This window comes from Pseudoalteromonas sp. SG45-1 (genome assembly GCF_014164135.1).
Classification (GTDB): domain Bacteria; phylum Pseudomonadota; class Gammaproteobacteria; order Enterobacterales; family Alteromonadaceae; genus Pseudoalteromonas; species Pseudoalteromonas distincta.
The window spans coordinates 1-21157 of record NZ_JACJEP010000018.1 but is presented as its reverse complement, the minus strand read 5'-3'; the positions used below and the strand labels follow the sequence as shown (position 1 = coordinate 21157).

Genomic DNA, 21157 nt, shown 5'->3' with positions numbered 1-21157 from the left:
CTATTTCTTTAGCCTACGATAGTTTTATGCAATCTATTGCATCATCAAGTTAAATAATAATGAATCATTTTTTTCCAAAAACGCTTCGCCAAACGCTTCTTGGCATAACTGCTTTATGTTCGTTAAGTGCATGTCAAATAACCACACCCAATGCGGATGAGCAGTTTACTCAAGTGGCACAATCTATTGTTCAATTTAGAGAAAGTATAAACCCTTATAGCACTTCAAAAGGGGTTGATGGCTATTTACTTGCCAATTTATCGCCAGAATTTTTAGCAAAGCAGTACAAAAGTAATACTCAATTATTAGCAGACTTAGATGGCGTAGATGCAACTAAGCTTAGTGACGAAAATCAAATTAACTTAAGTATTATTCGTGCTCAGGTACAAAATAGCGTAGACGAATATGTGTTTAATGCGCATTACATGCCGCTTACATCTGAGTATGGTTTTCACTCCGGTCTGTCGTACATCGTTAACAGTTCTCAATATAAAAAAGAGCAAGATTTAGAGACATACCTTGCACGTTTAGCACAAATCCCCCGCTTTTTTGAGCAAAATATATATTGGATGAAAAAAGGGCTCGAAACAGGTCTCACCCAACCAAAAGCAGTGTTAGAAGGATACGAAGACTCCATAAGTACTTATATTGTTGATGATGTAACTCAATCAGAATTTTATAAACCGTTTTTAGCTAACACTGCCAGTTTAAGTGAGAGTGACTTTTATGCACTTCAACAGCGAGCTAAAGTTGTTTTAAAAAATAAAGTAATACCAGCATATAAAGGCTACTTAACGTTTTTTACTGAGCAATACCAACCGGGCGCCCGCACAAGTATTGGTATTTCAGAAACCCCTAATGGCAAAGCTTTTTATAAAAACCGTGCTAAGCATTACACTACTACCGACATGACACCAAAAGAGATCCACGAGCTAGGCTTAAAAGAAGTTGCTCGCATTCGAGGTGAAATGGAAGCTGTAATAAAAGAAGTTGGTTTTAAAGGCTCATTTGCTGAGTTTATTCACTTTTTACGTACCGACCCACAGTTTTACGCAACAACACCTGAGCAACTTTTAAAAGAAGCATCTTACATTGCTAAAAAAATGGATGCACAGCTGCCTAAGTTATTTCATACCTTACCGCGTAAACCTTATGGCGTGGCACCGGTACCCGCAAGTATTGCCCCTAAATACACAACAGGTCGGTATTCTGGCTCTAATCGAGATGATGAAGCTGGATACTACTGGGTAAATACTTACGCTTTAGATAAGCGCCCTCTGTATGTTTTAGAAGCATTAACATTGCACGAAGCAGTGCCAGGTCATCATTTACAAATATCACTTAATGCAGAGCTTGAAAATTTGCCGAGCTATCGTCGTGATGCTTACCTTTCGGCATTTGGCGAAGGTTGGGGGCTTTACTCTGAATATTTAGGTTTAGAGGCAGGCTTTTATCAAGACCCATATAGCCGTTTTGGTCGCTTAACTTATGAAATGTGGCGAGCAGCACGTTTGGTTGTTGATACAGGGATGCACATGTATGGCTGGAGCCGCGAGCGAGCTATGAACTTTATGAGCGAGAACACCGCGCTTTCGCTGCATAATGTTAAAACAGAAACTGACCGTTATATATCTTGGCCAGCTCAGGCACTGTCATACAAAATTGGTGAGTTAACTATTAAACGTTTACGTGTTGAAGCAGAGCAAGCGCTTGGACCAAATTTTGATATTCGCGAATTTCACCATCAGGTTCTTCGCCATGGTTCAGTGCCCTTGTCAGTATTAGAAACACAGGTACGTTTATATATAAAAAATGAGTTAACTAAGCTGCAAAATTAGCTTTGTAGGGCTTATAAACCTTGAACAAACAAAGGTGTTGTGTCATTTTGACCGCAACACCTTTTTTATACCACAGACCTAGTAATGTAGTTTATTTTAGCGACTCCAATCGTCAAAATATTCACATACTACGCAATAGGTATTATCTAAAAATATAGCCATCAAGGGGCCTTAGATGAGCAATTTCATTATGTTTAGTATTAACGTATTTGCGAGTATTTTTATTATCGCACTTGGGTTAATTGTGCTTACTGCTATTATTTTTTACTTTCGCGATATAACGCAAACAAAACATGCTATTAGGCGTAACTACCCAGTAATTGGCCGCTTTCGATATTTTTTTGAACGCCAAGGTGAATTTTTCAGACAATACTTTTTTGCTCTCGATCGAGAAGAAATGCCATTTAACCGCGCTGAGCGCAGTTGGGTTTACCGCGCAGCAAAAGATGTCGATCGCACCGCTGCATTTGGTTCAACACAAAGCTTAGAAGTGACGGGTACGGTTATGTTTATGAACTGTGCTTTTCCTACTTTAGATGAAGAAGCACTCGACCCGAGTAATGTTACTTTAGGTCCGTATTGTAAAACACCTTACACCACTAATTCGTTATTTAATGTGTCGGGCATGAGCTTTGGTGCGCTTTCAAAGCCTGCTGTGCGCGCTTTATCAAAAGGTGCTAAATTAGCGGGTTGCTGGATGAACACAGGTGAAGGGGGCTTAAGCCCTTACCACCTTGAAGGTGGCGCCGATTTGGTATTTCAAATTGGTACAGCTAAATATGGTGCCCGAGACGAGCATGGAAACTTAAGCACCGAAAAACTTAAAGAAATAGCAGCTCACGAACAAGTCAAAATGTTCGAGCTAAAAATGAGCCAAGGTGCAAAACCAGGTAAAGGCGGTATGTTACCAGGGCGCAAAGTTAACGCCGAAATAGCTAAAATTAGGGGTATTCCAGAAGGGCAAGATTCGATTAGCCCAAATGGACACCCTGAAATAAAAAAACCAGCCGATATTCTCGATATGATTGCCACTGTGCGTAATACCACAGGAAAACCAACAGGCTTTAAAGCCGTTATTGGTGATTACACCTGGTTAGAAACGTTATTTGCAGAAATTAATCATCGTGGCATTGAGTCGGCACCCGATTTTATAACAATTGATAGTGCTGATGGTGGTACGGGGGCTGCACCGCAGCCGCTTATGGATTCGGTGGGTTTACCTCTTCGCGAAAGCTTGCCGCTTGTAGTTAATATGCTTGAAAAGCACGGGCTTCGAGATCGCGTGAAAATTATTGCATCGGGTAAATTAATCGTTCCTTCAAAGGTTGCATGGGCATTGGCGCTCGGTGCTGATTTTGTTGTATCGGCTCGTGGTCATATGTTTGCACTGGGCTGTATTCAGGCAATGCAATGTAATAAAGATACCTGTCCAACCGGGATCACTACGCATAACGAGCGTTTGCAACGCGGCTTAAATGTAGCTGATAAAGCGCAACGAGTAGCTAGCTATAATAAATATATTCATTACGGAGCCGGTTTAATTGCTCACTCATGCGGTGTAACAAGTGCACGTGAGTTGGCTCGTAAGCATGTACGTATAGTGCAAGAAAGTGGGCTTTCAGAGCCGCTTGATAAAATTTATGAAAACTACAAGTAAGCTTTAACTAACTAGAAGGCGCTTATAGCGCCTTTTTTAATGCTTGTTAGTTTAATTGGCTTATTAATAAACTAAAAAATGCTTCTTTGTTGTTGCATGTTTGTGCATTTAAAATAAGTTGCTCGCCTAGTGCTAATGTTTGTTTTTGCACTGTAAGGCGCGCATTGTCATCACTAATACTATCTATATCGCTTACGTGCGCAAGCCCAATAGTACGCCTAATTAACTCAGCACCACAGTAACCAACAGCATCTTGCAATACGTTTTTCATAAAGTATTGCGCATAGCCTACTGGCGCTAGTGATTCATCTAATGTTTTAGTGCGTATTAATTCAAGCCATTGCTGCTCAAATAAACTATAGGTGTCTACGATACAGCTAAGTAAATGTGTTTGGTAATTACGACGTGCTACAAAGTCATCAATATGCCCTGCTTGTGCGCAGTAATTCAATAGCAAATTACCAATAAAAGAGCCAATATCGAACCCAATAGGTCCAAAAAAGCCAAACTCTGGGTCAATCATCTTTGTATTATTACAATCAACAAAAATGCTACCGCTGTGCATATCACCATGAAGTAATGTTTGCGGGTTAGATAAAAAATTAGCTTTTAGTTTTGCTATTTCTAACTTCAATGCGTTGTTTTTTTGTATTGCGTCAACTTCGTTTTGTAGTTGCTTTGGGTAGTTATTGCGTTCGTGCTCAATGTACGGATCGCTAAAAAATAAGTCTTCAGTGATTTGGCAAAGCTCAGGATTAGTAAATTGGCTAACGAGTGCTTTTTTAGTTTGCGCGGTTAAGTAAAAATCTGAATTATAAAAGCCGGTGTGGCTTAAGTAGGTCGCTACGTGCTGCGCTAATTTAGGGAATTGCTCTGCATTATTTTGTGCAGTACGCAATATTTGTAAATTACCTAAATCTTCTAAAATAGTCAGCGCTTGCATTTCACTATAATGTAAAACATTAGCAGTATAAGTAGGGCAAATAGCACCATGGTTAAGTAAAACTTGTGCTTCTATACGGGCTCTATCAAGCGTTAATGGCCACGACTCACCCACGCAACGCGCGTAAGGCAGAGCTTGCTTTAAAATAACACTATTGTTTTGCTCATCAGTAATTCTAAATACTAAATTAAGATTGCCATCACCAAACTCATATGCCGTTAAGGTTTGTCCGGAATCAAAAAAATTACATTGTTTAGATTCAATTAATGTCGATACGTAATCGATAGCGCGCTGTGCATTAAAAGCAACATAGTTAGTCATGGTTTAAATCTCAAAAATCAGCTTTTAAGCATTCTATACTTTTAAATGTTTAGATGTCTACAAGTCTAACTTGAGAGTTATTCAAAGTGGTGTAAAATAACGTTACGCATTTTTAATACCTTAAGCATTATGCAAAACTTAATCGCAAGCAGTTTAAAATATGAAAACGGGTCGCTTAGTGTGCTCGACCAATATTTACTACCTCACCAGCAGGTATGGCATCAGTGCCATGATGTAGAAACCATGAAAGAGCTGATCATTAACTTAAAAGTGCGTGGAGCCCCACTTATTGGTTTAGGCGCGAGCTTGTTAGTGGCGTATTTAGCTGAGCAAGGGGTAGTGAAAAGTGAGCTTGAAAAAGCAATCAATGAACTAGAAGCCACTCGTCCAACAGCGGTTAATTTAATGCATTGTATGGTGGCACTACGTAAAGCTTTAACGCAAAGCGATTATGTTGCCGGTATTGTTAGTACTGCTGAGCGGTTGTTTATTGAAGATATTGAGCTGTGTGAACGAATGGCAAATCGTGGTGCCGAGCTTATAAATAGTGGCGACAACATATTAACTCATTGTAATACAGGGGCGCTTGCAACCGCTGGTATTGGTACTGCACTGGGTGTTATTTACAAAGCGCAGCAAAAACATGGCAACGTACATGTGTGGGTTGATGAAACACGACCATTATTACAAGGCGGCCGCTTAACGGCCTTTGAGCTTGAGCGCTGGGAAATACCGTACACATTAATTTGCGATAATATGGCGGCAAGTTTAATGGCTGCAGGTAAGGTGGATAAAATAGTAGTAGGCGCTGATCGTATTGCTGCCAATGGTGATTTTGCTAATAAAGTGGGCACCTATAATTTAGCCGTACTTGCGTATTTTCATAACATTCCATTTTATGTAGTTGCGCCTATTACCACGCTTGATACCAACACCGCGTGTGGTAATGATATAGAAATAGAGCAACGTAATCCTCAAGAAGTGCGCGGAGTTAGCGGTAGCTTTGGTGAGGCTTTATGGGCACCCACCAATGCTAATGTATATAACCCTGCATTTGATATAACGCCGGCAAAACTGGTCACAGGGTGGGTGTTAGATACAGGTGTGTATAACCAAAGTCAGGTAGAAAATGGCGATCTCATAAAGCTTAAGTAACTTCGCAATATTTTTGGTCCACGTTATGTTTATTAGTGTGGACCAAGGTTTTGAATGAATAACTTACGATAATAGCGGAAATTGCTCTGCAATAGACGAGTCAGTGCTTTTTGCTACCCAGCCCTCTTTATTGTTAAATAAGCGAATGGCGGTAAACTCAGGATCGCTTCCCATATCAAACCAATGTGGTGTAAGTTCAGGCACTGAAATTAAATCGCCTTGTTGGCAAAGTACCTGGTAAACCTTATTGCCTAAATGCAGGCAAAATAGCCCTTGGCCTTTTACAAAAAAACGCACTTCGTCTTCACTATGAGTATGTTCAAATAAAAACTTTTTGCGCAGCTCTGATGCGCCAAGATTACCTTTAGCTAGAGATATAACGTCTACTGTTTGATAGCCATTTTCGGCTTTTAACCGATCTATATCGCTTTTGTACGCACTAATAATTTGCTCATGGGTGGTGTGCTCATTAATATCTTCATTTGCTTGCCACTGTTCAAAACGTACGTTTACTTTAGCTAGTTGCTTTGCAATATCATCAGCATTTGATGTGCTTACAAGTGCTTTGCTTGCATCGTTGTCAGCATATATTGTTAATTGACTCATACTAATTGCTCCAATTTAAATTGGCTAAAGTCATTAATATAAGGGTATGCTTTAGTGCTTGCTTGCCCATCACGAATTAAATGTAGTGTTTTTAAGCCCGCAGCTTGCGCGGCATCAAGCTCGCCGGCTACATCACTTAAAAAGAGTATTTCTGCTGCTTTAAACGGTAACAGCTCCACAATGGTGTTATAGGCCATTTGCTCTTGTTTTGCGCCAACTTTGGTGTCAAAAAAGTCAGTAAACAAGCTGCGAATGTCACCATAATCACTGTATTTAAAAAGTAGCTGCTGCGCTTTTACTGACCCTGACGAGTACACATATAAAGCTATATCGTTGTTGTACTGAGCTTGTAAAAAATCAAATGCATCTGGGTATAAATGACCCTTAAAATCACCGTGTTCATACCCTGTTTGCCAAATTAAGCCTTGTAACTGTTTAAGTGGAGTGATTTTTTTATCTCCATCAATCCAGGTAAGTAAAGTGCTAATGACCTCTTCAATATCGGCGTTTGGCTTTTCGATAAGGGCTTTTACGGCACTAATTTGCTCAGCTACATCTGGCTTATAAGCATTGGCACGTACAAAGGTAGGTAACTGTTTTGCTGCGTAAGGAAACAACACCTCTTTAACAAACGAGATACGGGTTATTGTGCCTTCGATGTCGGTTAAAATGGCTTTAATCATTTAGTTACTCCCGCTTGAATACCTATTATTTTTAGGCGCTCTAGTTCGCAGCTAAATAAAAACTCTAAGGCTTCTAGGTGGCGACGAACTTCATCAATATTACGTCCTACTGCATATAAACCATGACCACGTATCAGTACGCCGTGCTCTATCGGCGTATGTAAATGATGGTCACTGACCAGTAGGCTTAATCGGTCAATATCTTGATCGTTATCGAAAATAGGAATGCTCAGCGTTTCTAAATGCGAAGTAAAGCCGCTCAGTGCTTTTTGCATTTCATAGCCTGTTAAATCAAGCTGATGCCCTTGGGTAATTTGCGACAGTACGGTAGCGGCTACAGAGTGAGTATGCAAAACACACTGCGCATCAGGTATTAGCTGATACAAACTTAGGTGTAATTGTGTTTCTGCCGATGGTTTTACAGCTCCTGCTAGGCGCTCGCCTTGGTGATTTAATTGCAAAAAATGCTCTTGCGTCAGTGAGCCTTTATCGTGCCCACTTGCTGTAACAACAAAGCCAGTGCTAGTACGAGCTGAAAAGTTTCCGCCTGTTGCGGGTACCCAGCCTTTTTGGCTAACCCATTTTCCGGCTTCAATAAGTTGTGAAATAGCGGTATTGTTTTGCATACATTCCTCACTAATGAGCGTAAAGTTAATTGTTTTTAGACGGCTATACTTCTGTTTTAAGCAATGATAGCATCGCTTTAAGCGCAAAACCATCATTAAGGGCATCACGTGTTTGAAAGTAAATTACCAAATTTAGGCGTTAGTATATTTAGCCAAATGAGTGGGTTGGCTAATGAGTTTTCGGCAATTAATCTCTCTCAAGGCTTTCCTGAGTTTGATGCTCCTGATCTTTTAAAAACGCAGTTAAATTATTATGTGCAGCAGGGCGTTAATCAATATTCACCTTCAAGTGGTGTACCACGATTACAGCAACAAATTGCTGATTTAGCAAAGCGCAAATATGCAGCTGATATAAACGCGGCTGATCAAGTGACTGTTACCTCGGGTGCAACAGAGGCATTGTTTGTGGCTATTCAAACAATTGTACGCCCAAATGATGAAGTGATTGTATTTGACCCTGCATATGACTCTTACCAACCGGCAATTGAACTCGCTGGTGGAAAGTCGGTACACATTGCTTTAAGTGCGCCAAATTACACTATTGATTGGCAAGTAGTAAGCCAAGCTATTACTAAAAATACCCGTGCAATTATTATTAATACGCCTCATAACCCAAGCGGTAAAATATTACAGCCACAAGATATAAAAGCGCTTAAAGAGTTAGTTGGTACTCACAATTTGTATGTAATAAGCGATGAGGTATATGAGCACATTACGTTTGATGAACAACCGCATTTAAGCGTATTACGCGATGATGAATTATTTGCCAAAAGCTTTGTTGTATCGAGTTTTGGTAAAACGTTTCACAGCACGGGCTGGAAAATGGGTTACTGTATTGCACCTGCCGATTTAGCTGTCGAATTTAGAAAAATTCATCAGTACGTTACGTTTTCAAGTTTTACCCCCGCACAGCATGCGCTTGCCGATATGCTCGAGCAGCAAGGTGAGCATATAGATGAGCTAAGCGGGTTTTATCAGCAAAAACGCGACTTATTAGCGAGTCATTTAAGTAACAGCCGTTTTAAAATTTTACCTAGCCAAGGCACTTACTTTTTATTGTTAGATTACAGCGATGTATCGGATTTAAACGATGTTGAATTTTGCCATTGGTTAGTTGAGCAAGCCGGTGTTGCGGCTATTCCGTTAAGTGTTTTTTATCAAAATCCACCAACCGACAAAGTAATTCGTTTATGCTTTGCTAAAAACGACAACACTCTCATAGAGGCTGCGCAAATATTATGTCAACTTTAACCATTACAGCATTGCAAAGCTCGCTTTATTGGCTTGATAAAGATGCTAATTTAGCCATGTTTAATAAGCAGCTTGAAGCAATTACGCATCAGCCCGATCTTATTTTACTGCCCGAAACATTCTCGACTGGCTTTGCCATTAATTTAGATTGTGCAGAGCCTGAAAACGGTAAAGTACTGACGTGGTTAAAGGCGCAGGCTCATAAACATGATGCGGTTATTGCGGGTTCGGTACTTGTTGCACAAGGCGATAAAAAAGCGAATCGGTTTTATTGGGTAAAACCCGATGGTGAGGTGAGTTATTACGATAAGCGCCATTTATTTCGCTTAGGCAGCGAGGGCGATTATGTTGTAGCAGGGCAAGCGCGCAAAGTTTTTGAAATCAATGGTTTTAAACTATTACCGCAAGTATGCTATGACCTGCGCTTTCCGGTATTTCAACGTAATAATAACGACTACGATGTAATGATAAACGTAGCAAATTGGCCTGCTGTACGCCGCCATATTTGGGATACGTTACTTATGGCGCGTGCAATGGAAAACCTGTGTTACGTAGTAGGTGTTAATCGTGTGGGTGACGACGGTAATGGTGTGGCGCACAATGGCGGTACGGCAGTATACGACTTCAAAGGCGATGCGTTAACTAAAGCGCAAGATAACACTGAGCAACTAGTTACTATCACGCTTGAAAAAGCGCCACTGGATGAGTTTAAAGCAGCGTTTCCTGCCTATTTAGATGCAGACTCTTTTACATTAATATAAACACGTTAATTTAGCGCAGAGCCAATAAAGTGTTAAAATAGTCGCTGATATTTTTGTTGGCGGCTAATGTACATTATGAACACTTTAATCACTCCTGTAATTTTAGCAGGTGGCATAGGCTCTCGCTTGTGGCCGCTTTCTCGCCAAGCAATGCCTAAACAATTTTTACCACTACTAAATGAAAACATGTCATTGCTACAAAGTACGTTGGCGCGTGTTTCTAATGAGTTGTTTGATAATGCTATTTTAGTGTGTAACGAGCAGCACCGATTTATTGCCGCCGAGCAGGCTGAAAGCTCAATTCCTACTGCATTATTACTCGAACCTGAAGGTAAAAATACCGCGCCTGCCATCGCATTAGCCGCCCACTATGCGCTGCAAAATGGGATTACCGGCCCGCTATTAGTGATGCCTGCCGATCATCATATTAAAAACTTTGATGTATTAACGGCTAAGCTCCCTGAAGCTGTAAAACTTGCTGAGCAAGGAAAGCTAGTGACATTTTCTATTACTCCTACAGAGCCTCATAACGGTTATGGCTATATAAAACAAGGCGCGCCTATTGTTGGAACGGGTTGTTACGATGTTGCACAATTTAAAGAAAAGCCTGACTTAGATACAGCGAACCGTTATTTAGCTCAAGGTGGTTATAGCTGGAATAGCGGGATGTTTTTATTTACCCCTGCAGCCTATCTAAAAGAGCTCGAACGGTTTGCGCCAAAAATAGCAACGAGTGTCGCTGCAGCGGCGCAATTTACTAAAGATTTAGGGTTTACCCGCCCAAGCAACAGTGCGCTTGAACACTGCCCAAGCGATTCAATTGATTACGCCATTTTAGAGCGCAGTAATAACGTAGTTGTTATGCCTGTTGATTTAAAATGGAGTGATGTAGGTAGTTTTTCATCCCTTGATGCGCTTACAAAAAAAGATGAAAACGGTAATAGCTTAAATGCTAATTATATGGCTCAAAAAAGCACTAATAACTTAGTTATTAACGAGGCTGAACACACTATTGCTACGCTTGGAGTTAGCAATTTAGCAATTATTCATACCCATGATGCCACGTTAATTGCAAACCAAAATGAGCTAGATTCTCTGCCTTTGTTGCTTAAGCAAATTGCTACAACACAGGCTGATAAACTTAACCATCATCAAGTGGTTTTTCGCCCATGGGGGAATTACCGTACTTTGGTTGAAGGCACTGGCTTTAAAGTTAAAAAAATTACTGTTAACAGCGGTGCTAAGCTTTCGACGCAGCGCCATCAGCATCGTGCTGAACATTGGGTTGTGGTTTCGGGTATTGCAGATGTGTGTATTAATGAGCAAGCGTATACGCTAACGCATGACCAATCGTGTTATATCGCGGCTAAGCAAATTCATAGTTTGGCTAATAATCAAAAAGAGCCGTTAATTGTTATTGAAGTGCAAACCGGTACTGTACTTGATGAAAGCGATATAGAGCGATTTGATGATAAATATGGAAGGGGTTAATCATTAGCTTTTTTAAAGCTAATTCACTATTACTCTAACTGTCCTCGCACAAACTTTAAATATTGCTCTAAGCTGCGTTGCCACAGATCTAGCGCTTCATCAAGCATATCGTTATGTGGCTTTTTATCGAGTAAACGGCGCTCTATTTTTTTAAGCTCAATACCATAGCGATTAAAACCAAGTTGCAGAGCGGTACTTGCTTGGCGATGTAAAAGCTTAATGCATTGCTCTGGTTGTTGGTCAATAAGCTTTTGACAGCGAGTTAGCTTGTTGCGGGCTGAAAGCACAAATTCATTATAAATTGAAGACACTTCATCTTCACTAAATGAGCTGGTGAGTGTTTCGGCCGCTGTTTTGTCATACAAGGTATCAATAAGCTCTACTGCAATGCTCGCAGTTTGATTAGATTGAGAGTCACTAAGTGCTTGGCGAAGCTTTTCATGCTTAATAGGCTTGCCTACAATGTCTTTTATTCCTAATTCTAAATACTCTTTTACTTCGTCAGGGCTAAGGCTTGCAGTAAATGCGAGTACTGGCGTTCGTTGATTTTTATGATCAATGCGTTTTAGACGTTTAAGTACTTCTTGGCCTGTTAAATCAGGTAGGTTCATATCAAGCAAAACAACATCGAAGTGGTGAGCTTGCATGAGCTCTATGGCACTTTTCCCATCTTTTGCGAGCTTAATTTTGTGTTCATCGTCGGCCATAAATTCTATAGCAATTTTTTGATTTAAATCTAAATCTTCAACCAGTAATACATCAAGACCTGTTAAGTAATCTTTAGTTTGATGGCGCTGCTCTACAAGGCTTAATTCACCTAAAGTAAAAGTAACGGTAAAGCTAAATACACTACCAGTACCAAGCTGGCTGGCTATTTCGAGTCGGCTACTGAGCTTTTCAAGCAGGCGGCTAGTAATAGCTAAACCAAGGCCGGTTCCGCCTTTTTCTTTTCCTGCGCTACTTTGTACATAAGGTTCTGTTAAGTAGGCTATCTCGTCATTTTCTATACCTGGTCCTGAATCTTTGACACTAATTTTTATCGTGTGCTCAAGTTGTTTTTCTAATACTAAATCAACCTGAATTTTAACGGTTCCGTGATCTGTAAATTTAATAGCGTTACCGACTAAATTAATAATTATTTGTCTAAGTTTTTGTTGGTCGCAGTAATAACAGGCTTGCTCAGGAATATTATAGATAAGCTCAAATTTTAGCTGCTTTTGCTCGGCCATTGGGCTTAGTAATAAACATAAATTATTAAGCCATGTTTTAAATTCTACATCTTCTTCGTAAAGCGCTTCGTCACTCTGATCTAGGCTCGCGTAATCAAGGACCTTATCTACCAACAAGTTAAGTGATTCGGCAGAATTTATAATTGCCTCGCAATAGGCTTTATTGCGGGTATCACTTGTTTGGTTCATAACAAGTTGGGCACTGCCTAAAATACCGTTTAGTGGGGTGCGAATTTCGTGGCTTATTGTTGATAAAAAGAGCCCGCGAATTTCTAAATCTTTTTGTGCTTTATCGGCGAGTTTATTGAGGTGCTGCTCTCTGCGCTCATTACATAATAACGCCATACCTGCAGCATAAAACATGGGTGCAATTACGCCATTTAAAAATAGCAAAGAGCTAAACCAGCCGTTTACTAAAAGATTTTTTTGTTCAATGTTATCCATAAATAACGAGCGGCCAATAAAGCTCAAAGCAACAAGCGTTAAAATGGTTATGTATACAATGCTGCCATTAGGGTAGGGTTTGCGCGCGTACTTAATAAATATAAAGAGTAAAAAGCCGGCTTCTGCTATGTGCTGTATATCGGATGCAATCACTCTTTCGTGTAAAGATGGGTCAAAAAAGGTGTAATAGCCAAGCATTACAGTGCAAAAAGCAGTTACTGAGCAAAGTAATTTAAAACCAATACCGTGATAATTTAAAAACTGACTGAGCGATAAACAATGCACTATTGATGCGGCAAACATCATGCTACTAGCAGCGCTAATAATCACTAAATTATGTGTATCACCAACAAGCGTAAAACCAATAACAGAGCCTAATAGCAATATGGGATAGAAAATGCATAGCAGCGTGCCCGATATTTGTTTGTTTGTTCGCCATGTTAAAAAGTTAAGTAAGGTCATTACAACCATGATGGCGATGCTGGCAAAATAAAGAGTGAAAGAGTCGAGCATTAATATTCCAGCAAAGTAGTTTTAAACTAAGATTATCAAAAGTATACACTTATACCAATTATCAAAACAGATTACTTAGGCAATCAAATTGGTATTAAATAAGTGTGTAACACATACAAAAACAGACACCTAAGTGTCTGTTTTTAATTTTAAACTAAATATATGATTAACGAATTTCATCAGGGATATTTTGTTGTGCCCAAGATAGGAGCTCAATACGGTTACGACATTTAGTTTTTCTAAATGCGCTATATAAATGTGTTTTAACTGTGTGTGGACTGATACTTAAATCTTCAGCGATTTCTTTATTCTTCGAACCTTTACTCATTAGTGAGATTATTGCTTTTTCTCGCTTAGTAAGTTTAACAGGCTCAATATCCCCTTCGGTTAGTTTATGCAGCGCATCTTTATTAAATTGCAGCATACGATTTAATGCATTACACATAATATCGCGACGGTACCAAAGCTGATCTTCAAGTAGTAAACGAATACCTTTCATTAATACATCGGCGTTATCTGTTGTGTAAAATACGCCACGAATACCGCTCAACAATGCACGATTAGCAAGCTCAGGGTTCTCGTCTAGATTAAATAATATGATATCGCATTTAATACGTAGGTTTACTAGTTGTTCTTTTAGTTTTCCCCATGCATCCTTGCTAGATGTTTCGATAAACAAAAGTCGAGTCCCTTCAGGTATATCTAAAATATTAGTACCCGTGGTTACGTCAAGGCCTTGCGTTTTTAACAAAGGTTCTAAAACGTTAATACCAATAGTGTTAATTGGCTCTTGATCTAATAACAAAAAGGCTGAACTGCTCATGTTTTTATACTCTTTTATAAAGCTGACTGTTTAAGTTTATCACGACTTCCGCACCTTTTGTATTAGAAAGTCGCTGAAGCACTCAATAACAAATACGATTTTACGATTATTTAAACATAAAATGTTGCAAATAAGTAACTGTTTATTCTTTATAACCATGAAAAATCATAACATTTGTAACTAATTGGTTGAGCAGAATAGTTAGATAAAAATTTTCAATTAATTTACTTTTTTACATTTTGGTAAGGTGGCCATCCCATTTCTTTACCGCCAAGCATATGTAAATGTATGTGATAAACGGTTTGTCCACCATGTTCGTTACAGTTCATGACCACGCGGTATCCGTCCTCAGCAAAATTGTGCTGCTTAGCTAATTTTGCCGCAACAACGTATAAATTGCCTACTAAATGTGAGTTTTCAGGATTTATATCATTTATAGTAGCAATTGCTTTTTTGGGGATAATTAACACATGAAATGGCGCTTGTGGATTTATATCTTTAAATGCGAGGGTGTCTTCATCTTCGTAGACAATGTCGGCCGGAATTTCACGATTAATTATTTTGGTAAAAATAGTTTCTTGGCTCATAGTGTGTTCCTAATTAAGTATTATGAATTTTAAGCTCACTAATGACAAACTTTCAAAGCAGTGTCAAACTGAAATCAAATAAAGGAGTTAATATGCTTAAACCAATTTTAATAAGTAGTGCAGTTGCATTACTACTTAGTTCTTCGGCTAATGCTGAAAACATTCACTTTCCAGAAGAAATTGTACCACTACAAGTGGGCGATAAAATGCTAGAAAGCTCTTTGTTTAGCCGTATTGATGATGTAGAGCTTGCGCCAGGAACTTACCAGCTTAGGCTAAAATATACCGATTTATATGAAGATGATTATGACACGCATGAAGTTGTGGAGTCGGAACCATTTTGGGTAAGTGTAACTGTTGAAGCAGGTAAAGATTATACCTTAGTGTTTAATCGTGCTGAAAATGCAGTATCTGCAAAAGTATTTGCAGAAGCACCACAAGTTAGTTTAAAAGCAAAAAGTAGCGCTGTTGCTAAGCCTTTAAGTGTTATTTCTAACACGCAGCTAGCAAGCAATAAACCGGTAATGCAAAATACAATGCCTGCAGGACCTTCTCGTCCTAGTCAGCCAATAAAGCCGATAGCACCAATTACAGGTAAAGGCATGCCAAGTGCGCCGCAAATGCTTGATTTTTGGTGGCAACAAGCCACAACTGCAGAGCGTAAAGCTTTTTTAGAAAAAGTGACAAAGTAGAAAAATAGCAAAACAAAAGGGCCAAATTTGGCCCTTTTTAGTTTCTACTTAACGCTATTTATTCAAATAATGCGTCAATAGTACCTTGTGCAAGAGGGTGATACCCAGGGCGTGCTTTTAAGTACACGCTTTGTGCCCACTCTTTTTTACCGTTAGTGATAAGGGATTTATATAATGGGACAATTAATTTACGACGGCCAATACCTGATAAGTGCTTATCAAGTGCAGGGTAAATTGGCTGATAACCATTTCCTACTGCTAGCATAAACCAAGCAAATGCACGTTCAGCATTAGTTGACTGTGTTAGGTTAAATTCTGAGTCAAGCTCTACCATGTGCTCTTGGCTTAAATCACGTGGTAAGTTATTTAAAAAGTGTAGCCACTCATGCACAGACCAATCAGCTGTTGGCAGTTGAGCTGCAGTTGTGTCGCCTTTTAGCCATGCTGCTGTTGCAGTATCTACTTTATCAAATGCATCAGAAGTAGGGTTTGGCGCATCATTTGGTAATCCAGGTTCAAAAATCCATTCGTTTACTTTATCCATGCTTACAACACCAGGATACTTTTCAATTAAGTTAGCTTTTAAGTAAGTAACAAATTGCGCGGTAGTAAGTGATTTAAACGAAAACTCTTTAAAGTACGCTTTTACAAACGGGTCAAACTTATCGCGACCATATTTGTTTTCTAGGTAAATTAAAAATAATTGACCTTTAGTGTAAGGCACTGAACTGAATGCATCGTCTGGGTCGCGGCCGTTAAGTTTTAAATTAAGGCGTGTATCTGGTGCATCAATTGTTTTAAGTTGTGCGCGTAAAGACGCTGAATCAAGTGCTTGTTCCATAACCGCACGGTCACGGCCAAATACTTCTTCCATAATGCGGTTTTCAACGTACGAGGTAAAACCTTCGTTTAACCATAAATCTTCCCACGTTGCGTTAGTTACTAAGTTACCTGACCAAGAATGAGCAAGCTCATGAGCAATAAGGTTAACTAAGCTTTTATCACCGGCAACAACCGTTGGAGTAATAAATGATAAGCGTGGGTTTTCCATGCCACCAAACGGAAAACTTGGTGGTAGCATTAATAAGTCGTAGCGACCCCATGCATATTCGCCGTACATCGCGTTTGTTTTATCGATCATGGCTTGGGTGTCGTCAAATTCAGCAACAGAGGCATCTAAAATTGTCGGTTCAGCAAATATGCCTGTTTGATGCGACATTGCTTTAAATTCTAAGTTACCTGCGCCAATAGCAATTAGGTAAGGTGAAATTGCTTGTGGCATATCAAAAATGTAGTCGCCATCTTTATAAAGCGCATCTTTGTTATCGGCACTCATTACAGCACGTATATCTTTTGGTGTATGAATTCGTGCAGAGTAAGTTACACGCATTGCGGGTGTATCTTGCACTGGGATCCAACTACGTGCATGAATTGCTTGCGACTGGCTGTACATAAATGGATGCGTTTTACTTGCCGTTTGCTCTGGTGTTAACCATTGCAGGCCTGAAGCTTCTGGACGACTGTTGTAATAAATACGAACTACTTCAGCTTGGTTTTTAAACACAATAGTAAGCTTTGAACCTTTAACGTCATCTCGCTTAGCTAAATCAAAAGTCGCTTTTTTCCAGTTACCGCTTTGATCTTTGTACATTACTTTATCAATGTCTAAGTCGCGGGTATCAAGTACGAGAGTTCTACTTTTGCTGTTGTTCCACTGAAGAGTATGCTCTACAAAACCTTCTAACTGCTTGTCGGCAAAATCGACATCTAAATCAAGGTTTAAGTGAGTAGTAACAACATCATCAAGGTTAGCATACGAGTTTTGGTCAATCGCATTAGCCATTGCTTGCGAACACATACCCGCCATAGCGAGGCTTAAAAAAAGAGGTTTAATTTTCATCATTACTCTGAACACAAATAAAAAAGTGCTGGTTTTATATCACGATTGACACGGCGGGTTGAGTGATTTTTACAATCTAGTGCCACATTTGCGACGATGAGGTAAACTATTGCGATTAGTTACCGGTATTTTTAGAGAGCTTTGTGGCGCATTCATTACACTCCTTACATACATTCGCATTAAACAGCCAATGCCAAAATTTTGTTGAAATTACTCAGCTTGAGCAACTTAAAACGCAAAATTTTAGTGCACCGTTTTGTTTGCTGGGCGAGGGCAGTAATACCGTATTTTTAAATGACTACATGGGTACGGTTATAAAAATAGCTTTAAAAGGTATTAAAATTACTGAGCGCGAGAGCGACACACTAATAAGTATTGCCGCAGGCGAAAACTGGCATCAACTAGTTAGCTATTTATTAGAGAAAAATATACCCGGGCTTGAAAATTTAGCACTTATACCGGGCACTGTTGGCGCATCGCCGGTACAAAACATTGGTGCTTATGGCGTTGAGATAGCTAAATTTGTTGAGTTGGTAGAGTACTTTGATATAACCACTAACACTATGCATTCATTAAATAACGAGCAATGTGAATTTGCTTACAGAGACTCAATATTTAAACATGCCCTTAAAAATAAAGCGGTGATCACGCAAGTACACTTAGCGCTCCCAAAAAAATGGCAACCAGCATTAAGTTATGGCCCTTTGCAGCAGCTCTCAAGCATCACCCCGCAAGCTGTACTCGATCAGGTTATAAAAACGCGTAATAGCAAATTACCTAACCCATATACACTTGCCAATGCGGGCAGCTTTTTTAAAAACCCTATAATAACCAACCAGCAGTTAGCTGAACTATTAAAGCAATTTGCCGATTTACCTCATTACGAATATGGGCAAAGTCATCACAAGGTCGCGGCAGGTTGGTTAATCGATCAAAGTGGTTTAAAAGGGCACCGCGAGGCAGGTATAGAAGTGCATCAACAACAAGCTCTAGTACTTGTTAATCACGGAAATAGTGAAGGCAGCGACCTAATAAATATGATTAAACACATTCAGCAAGTTGTTTATAGGCGTTACAACATTATGTTAGAGCACGAAGTACGTTTAATGGATGCACGCAGCGAATGCCATATTAACGCGGAGCCTAAGTAATGAAAGCACCTGATGGAAACAAACTCGCTATTTTAAATGCACTCAACCAAGGAGGGTTTGTATCTGGTCAAGCCTTGGGTGAAAAGCTAGGTATTAGCCGAGCTGCGGTAAGTAAACATATTAAAACGTTACAAGAAATGGGCTTGGATATTTTTAAAGTGACTGGCAAAGGCTATTGTTTGAATAGTCAGGTGGGCCTTTTAAATAAAACGCAAATTGATCAGCACTACAAAGCGCTAGGTGCAAATACTGCCGATGTAGAAGTACACCCTATTATTGATTCGACTAACAGCGAGCTTATGCGCCGTATACAGGCCAAAACAGCGCTTGAGTCTGGCACTGTTATTGTTGCTGAAATGCAGCAAGCAGGACGTGGTAGACGCGGCCGTGTTTGGCAATCCCCATTTGGCGCTAATCTGTATTACAGTTACTTTTGGCGTTTAGATGACGGCTTACAAGCTGCAATGGGCGTATCAATTGCGGTTGGCCTAGCTGTTTATGATGCTATTAAAGCGTTATACCAAGTTGACGTAGAACTTAAGTGGCCTAACGATATTTATATAAATAAGCAAAAACTTGCAGGTGTATTGGTTGAATTAGATGGACAACCGCAAGGACCTTGTCAGTTAGTGATTGGTATCGGTATTAATTTACAAATGCCTGAGAGCTTTAGTCAGCATATAGACCAAGCGTGGACCGACTTAAATCAACATACTCAAAAGCTCGATAAAAACCAACTTGTGGCTTCTCTTACTCATCATTTGGAGCAGCGTTTAGCGCAGTATCGTCAAACGGGTTTGCAAGCTATGTATGAGCAATGGAATTCGCTCAATGCGTTTGCTGGTGAATATGTTGAACTAAACACAGGGCACCGAAGTTGGCGTGGAATATGTGAAGGTATTGACGCACAAGGTGGAATACGAATTCGCCAAGACGGGGAAGTAAAAAGTTATTACGGTGGGGAAGTCTCCCTTAGAAAGGCGCAATTATGAGATTATTGATCGACGTAGGAAATACATCATTAAAAGCTGTGTTGTGGCATAACGAGCAAACACAACCGGCAGATATAAATAACCTGCCTTGGTTACAAATAACCGAAGTGATTTATGCATGTGTAGGGCGCAGTGATTTACTAAACGATATTCTAACGCAAGCGGCTAGCAATAATATTATTTGTTTTGAAGCCAAGGTAACCAAAACGCTTGGAGATCTTGTATGCGCTTACGAGCATGTAGCTAACTTAGGCATAGACAGGTGGCTTGCGCTTATTGCTGGATTTACGTTATATCCAAACACAGCATGCATTGTTGTTGATGCGGGTACTGCGACAACAATTGATGTGCTTAGTAGTGAAGGGTTGCATTTAGGTGGCTGGATTTTACCTGGGCTTGATTTAATGACCTCATCACTTACACAAAATACTCAACGTGTTTTTGATGATGGTAAAACTCCATTTACCAATGAACTGGGTAAAAATACGCCTAATGGTTTAAAGAATGGTGCTTTAGTGGCAACCATTGGAGCAATTGAGCAAGCTAAGTTGCACTTAATGGATAAAAAAACAGAGCAAAAAGTACAAATAATTTTTGCTGGTGGCTATGGCTTGCTTTTACAGCAGCAATTTGAGGGAAGTATTTTTGATTCATTACTCGTAATGAAGGGGTTAAATTACTGGCACCAGCTAAGCAAAACAACATAAAAAAGTGCAAAAAACGTGTTTTCGCGTGAATATTGAGCATTTAAACTAAAAATTTACACTTTTTTTAATTTTATAGTTGCATCCCAATAAACCTTACTCTAATATCTCGCCCCGTACTAAAGCAGTGCCGACTTAGCTCAGCTGGTAGAGCAACTGACTTGTAATCAGTAGGTCAACCGTTCGACTCGGTTAGTCGGCACCACTTTCCTTTTACCGGAAGTGAATTAGTAGAGAATTATCGTGGAGGGGTTCCCGAGCGGCCAAAGGGATCAGACTGTAAATCTGACGGCTCAGCCTTCGCTGGTTCGAATCCAGCTCCCTCCACCACTTTATTCTTGACGGTTAGAGGTAGTTTAAGAACAGATTTTTATGCGGGCATCGTATAATGGCTATTACCTCAGCCTTCCAAGCTGATGATGCGGGTTCGATTCCCGCTGCCCGCTCCAGTTCTTGTGTTGCTGATATAGCTCAGTTGGTAGAGCGCACCCTTGGTAAGGGTGAGGTCGGCAGTTCGACTCTGCCTATCAGCACCAGTCCTAAGAATCTCCTTGATTACTTCCTTTATCTGTCAGAAAATACTATTTGAAAAAGATTAACTTAATCTACCTTTGGTGGATTATTTTCATATGTAATTTAGATACACAAAACTGATAGGTTCCGTCATGGCAAAAGAAAAGTTTGAACGCGTAAAACCGCACGTAAACGTTGGTACAATCGGCCACGTTGACCACGGTAAAACTACACTAACTGCAGCAATCACTAACGTACTTGCAAAAGTATACGGCGG

At 39.8% G+C, this 21157-nt stretch carries 19 protein-coding genes and 4 tRNA genes; 15 read left to right on the top strand and 8 right to left on the bottom strand.

Annotated features, from left to right (window positions below):
- Positions 1-59 precede the first annotated feature (59 nt).
- Together H5117_RS14625 and H5117_RS14620 are read left to right on the top strand one after the other, a co-directional pair.
- On the top strand, positions 60-1838 hold the full coding sequence (locus tag H5117_RS14625) for a DUF885 family protein (protein WP_182738482.1): 1779 nt from the start codon (positions 60-62) through the stop codon (positions 1836-1838).
- 175 nt (positions 1839-2013) lie between these two features.
- A complete protein-coding gene (locus H5117_RS14620; RefSeq protein ID WP_182738480.1) occupies positions 2014-3495 on the top strand; it encodes an FMN-binding glutamate synthase family protein in 1482 nt (493 codons plus the stop codon).
- A gap of 46 nt (positions 3496-3541) precedes the next feature.
- Here the strand turns inward: H5117_RS14620 and mtnK are convergent, their stop codons facing one another.
- Positions 3542-4759 (bottom strand): S-methyl-5-thioribose kinase, encoded by a 1218-nt coding sequence (gene mtnK, locus H5117_RS14615; RefSeq protein ID WP_182712704.1) that lies wholly within the window; start codon positions 4757-4759, stop codon positions 3542-3544.
- 129 nt (positions 4760-4888) lie between these two features.
- Between mtnK and mtnA the strand changes: the two genes are divergently transcribed.
- A complete protein-coding gene (gene mtnA, locus H5117_RS14610) occupies positions 4889-5914 on the top strand; it encodes an S-methyl-5-thioribose-1-phosphate isomerase (RefSeq protein ID WP_182738478.1) in 1026 nt (341 codons plus the stop codon).
- 63 nt (positions 5915-5977) lie between these two features.
- On the opposite strand, the gene H5117_RS14605 is transcribed toward mtnA, so the two are convergent.
- From H5117_RS14605 to H5117_RS14595, 3 genes are read right to left on the bottom strand one after another with little or no spacing between them, the layout of a single operon-like run.
- Positions 5978-6520 carry an acireductone dioxygenase gene (locus tag H5117_RS14605; protein ID WP_182734837.1) on the bottom strand — a complete coding sequence of 181 codons (543 nt, stop codon included), beginning with the start codon at positions 6518-6520 and terminating at the stop codon, positions 5978-5980.
- Positions 6517-7203 (bottom strand): acireductone synthase, encoded by a 687-nt coding sequence (gene mtnC, locus H5117_RS14600; protein WP_182738477.1) that lies wholly within the window; start codon positions 7201-7203, stop codon positions 6517-6519. The genes H5117_RS14605 and mtnC overlap by 4 nt, the downstream gene beginning before the upstream one ends.
- Positions 7200-7829, bottom strand: coding sequence for a methylthioribulose 1-phosphate dehydratase (locus H5117_RS14595; protein ID WP_182738476.1), 630 nt, complete (start codon positions 7827-7829; stop codon positions 7200-7202). Before H5117_RS14595 ends, mtnC begins: the two co-directional genes overlap by 4 nt.
- Positions 7830-7937: 108 nt before the next feature.
- On the opposite strand from H5117_RS14595, the gene H5117_RS14590 reads away from it, so the two are divergent.
- The 3 genes from H5117_RS14590 (at position 7938) to H5117_RS14580 (ending at position 11332) form a co-directional block, all read left to right on the top strand.
- Positions 7938-9080, top strand: coding sequence for a methionine aminotransferase (locus H5117_RS14590; protein ID WP_182672410.1), 1143 nt, complete (start codon positions 7938-7940; stop codon positions 9078-9080).
- Positions 9068-9841 carry an amidohydrolase gene (locus tag H5117_RS14585; RefSeq protein WP_154903836.1) on the top strand — a complete coding sequence of 258 codons (774 nt, stop codon included), beginning with the start codon at positions 9068-9070 and terminating at the stop codon, positions 9839-9841. The genes H5117_RS14590 and H5117_RS14585 overlap by 13 nt, the downstream gene beginning before the upstream one ends.
- A 75-nt stretch (positions 9842-9916) precedes the next feature.
- Entirely contained in the window at positions 9917-11332 is a 1416-nt protein-coding gene (locus tag H5117_RS14580; RefSeq protein WP_182738475.1) for a mannose-1-phosphate guanylyltransferase/mannose-6-phosphate isomerase, read from the top strand.
- A gap of 29 nt (positions 11333-11361) precedes the next feature.
- On the opposite strand, the gene H5117_RS14575 is transcribed toward H5117_RS14580, so the two are convergent.
- From H5117_RS14575 to H5117_RS14565, 3 genes are all read right to left on the bottom strand, one after another.
- A complete protein-coding gene (locus tag H5117_RS14575) occupies positions 11362-13518 on the bottom strand; it encodes a response regulator (protein ID WP_154903838.1) in 2157 nt (718 codons plus the stop codon).
- Positions 13519-13684: 166 nt separating this feature from the next.
- The gene (locus tag H5117_RS14570) at positions 13685-14341 is read right to left on the bottom strand and encodes a response regulator transcription factor (RefSeq protein WP_004334929.1); all 657 of its coding nucleotides are present in this window, start codon (positions 14339-14341) and stop codon (positions 13685-13687) included.
- Positions 14342-14565: 224 nt separating this feature from the next.
- The gene (locus H5117_RS14565) at positions 14566-14928 is read right to left on the bottom strand and encodes a histidine triad nucleotide-binding protein (RefSeq protein ID WP_182738474.1); all 363 of its coding nucleotides are present in this window, start codon (positions 14926-14928) and stop codon (positions 14566-14568) included.
- A 92-nt stretch (positions 14929-15020) separates the two neighbouring features.
- On the opposite strand from H5117_RS14565, the gene H5117_RS14560 reads away from it, so the two are divergent.
- The gene (locus H5117_RS14560) at positions 15021-15620 is read left to right on the top strand and encodes a DUF2057 domain-containing protein (RefSeq protein WP_182738473.1); all 600 of its coding nucleotides are present in this window, start codon (positions 15021-15023) and stop codon (positions 15618-15620) included.
- A gap of 58 nt (positions 15621-15678) precedes the next feature.
- Here the strand turns inward: H5117_RS14560 and H5117_RS14555 are convergent, their stop codons facing one another.
- Positions 15679-17520: a M1 family metallopeptidase gene (locus H5117_RS14555; protein WP_182675545.1), complete on the bottom strand. Its 1842-nt coding sequence runs from the start codon at positions 17518-17520 to the stop codon at positions 15679-15681.
- A gap of 143 nt (positions 17521-17663) precedes the next feature.
- Between H5117_RS14555 and murB the strand changes: the two genes are divergently transcribed.
- The 8 genes from murB to H5117_RS14515 all read left to right on the top strand — a co-directional run.
- A complete protein-coding gene (murB, locus tag H5117_RS14550; RefSeq protein WP_182738472.1) occupies positions 17664-18671 on the top strand; it encodes a UDP-N-acetylmuramate dehydrogenase in 1008 nt (335 codons plus the stop codon).
- The gene (gene birA, locus H5117_RS14545; protein WP_024606311.1) at positions 18671-19663 is read left to right on the top strand and encodes a bifunctional biotin--[acetyl-CoA-carboxylase] ligase/biotin operon repressor BirA; all 993 of its coding nucleotides are present in this window, start codon (positions 18671-18673) and stop codon (positions 19661-19663) included. The genes murB and birA overlap by 1 nt, the downstream gene beginning before the upstream one ends.
- Positions 19660-20370, top strand: coding sequence for a type III pantothenate kinase (locus tag H5117_RS14540; protein ID WP_182738471.1), 711 nt, complete (start codon positions 19660-19662; stop codon positions 20368-20370). Before birA ends, H5117_RS14540 begins: the two co-directional genes overlap by 4 nt.
- 126 nt (positions 20371-20496) lie before the next feature.
- Positions 20497-20572, top strand: a tRNA-Thr gene (locus tag H5117_RS14535).
- 40 nt (positions 20573-20612) lie between these two features.
- A tRNA-Tyr gene (locus H5117_RS14530) sits at positions 20613-20697 on the top strand.
- A 44-nt stretch (positions 20698-20741) separates the two neighbouring features.
- Positions 20742-20816, top strand: a tRNA-Gly gene (locus H5117_RS14525).
- 11 nt (positions 20817-20827) lie between these two features.
- Positions 20828-20903, top strand: a tRNA-Thr gene (locus H5117_RS14520).
- A gap of 129 nt (positions 20904-21032) precedes the next feature.
- The coding region (locus H5117_RS14515) for a GTP-binding protein (RefSeq protein WP_033023824.1) at positions 21033-21157 on the top strand (125 nt) is incomplete at its 3' end.

Bases quoted from the DNA above. Each gene is read 5' to 3' on its own strand.
- H5117_RS14620 (WP_182738480.1), top strand. From the start codon at position 2,014: ATGAGCAATTTCATTATGTTTAGTATTAACGTATTTGCGAGTATTTTT.
- H5117_RS14575 (WP_154903838.1), bottom strand. From the start codon at position 13,518: ATGCTCGACTCTTTCACTCTTTATTTTGCCAGCATCGCCATCATGGTT.
- mtnC (WP_182738477.1), bottom strand. From the start codon at position 7,203: ATGATTAAAGCCATTTTAACCGACATCGAAGGCACAATAACCCGTATC.
- mtnK (WP_182712704.1), bottom strand. From the start codon at position 4,759: ATGACTAACTATGTTGCTTTTAATGCACAGCGCGCTATCGATTACGTA.
- H5117_RS14580 (WP_182738475.1), top strand. From the start codon at position 9,917: ATGAACACTTTAATCACTCCTGTAATTTTAGCAGGTGGCATAGGCTCT.
- H5117_RS14570 (WP_004334929.1), bottom strand. From the start codon at position 14,341: ATGAGCAGTTCAGCCTTTTTGTTATTAGATCAAGAGCCAATTAACACT.
- H5117_RS14565 (WP_182738474.1), bottom strand. From the start codon at position 14,928: ATGAGCCAAGAAACTATTTTTACCAAAATAATTAATCGTGAAATTCCG.
- mtnA (WP_182738478.1), top strand. From the start codon at position 4,889: ATGCAAAACTTAATCGCAAGCAGTTTAAAATATGAAAACGGGTCGCTT.
- H5117_RS14555 (WP_182675545.1), bottom strand. From the start codon at position 17,520: ATGAAAATTAAACCTCTTTTTTTAAGCCTCGCTATGGCGGGTATGTGT.
- H5117_RS14595 (WP_182738476.1), bottom strand. From the start codon at position 7,829: ATGCAAAACAATACCGCTATTTCACAACTTATTGAAGCCGGAAAATGG.
- birA (WP_024606311.1), top strand. From the start codon at position 18,671: ATGAAAGCACCTGATGGAAACAAACTCGCTATTTTAAATGCACTCAAC.
- H5117_RS14585 (WP_154903836.1), top strand. From the start codon at position 9,068: ATGTCAACTTTAACCATTACAGCATTGCAAAGCTCGCTTTATTGGCTT.
- H5117_RS14560 (WP_182738473.1), top strand. From the start codon at position 15,021: ATGCTTAAACCAATTTTAATAAGTAGTGCAGTTGCATTACTACTTAGT.
- H5117_RS14625 (WP_182738482.1), top strand. From the start codon at position 60: ATGAATCATTTTTTTCCAAAAACGCTTCGCCAAACGCTTCTTGGCATA.
- H5117_RS14605 (WP_182734837.1), bottom strand. From the start codon at position 6,520: ATGAGTCAATTAACAATATATGCTGACAACGATGCAAGCAAAGCACTT.
- H5117_RS14540 (WP_182738471.1), top strand. From the start codon at position 19,660: ATGAGATTATTGATCGACGTAGGAAATACATCATTAAAAGCTGTGTTG.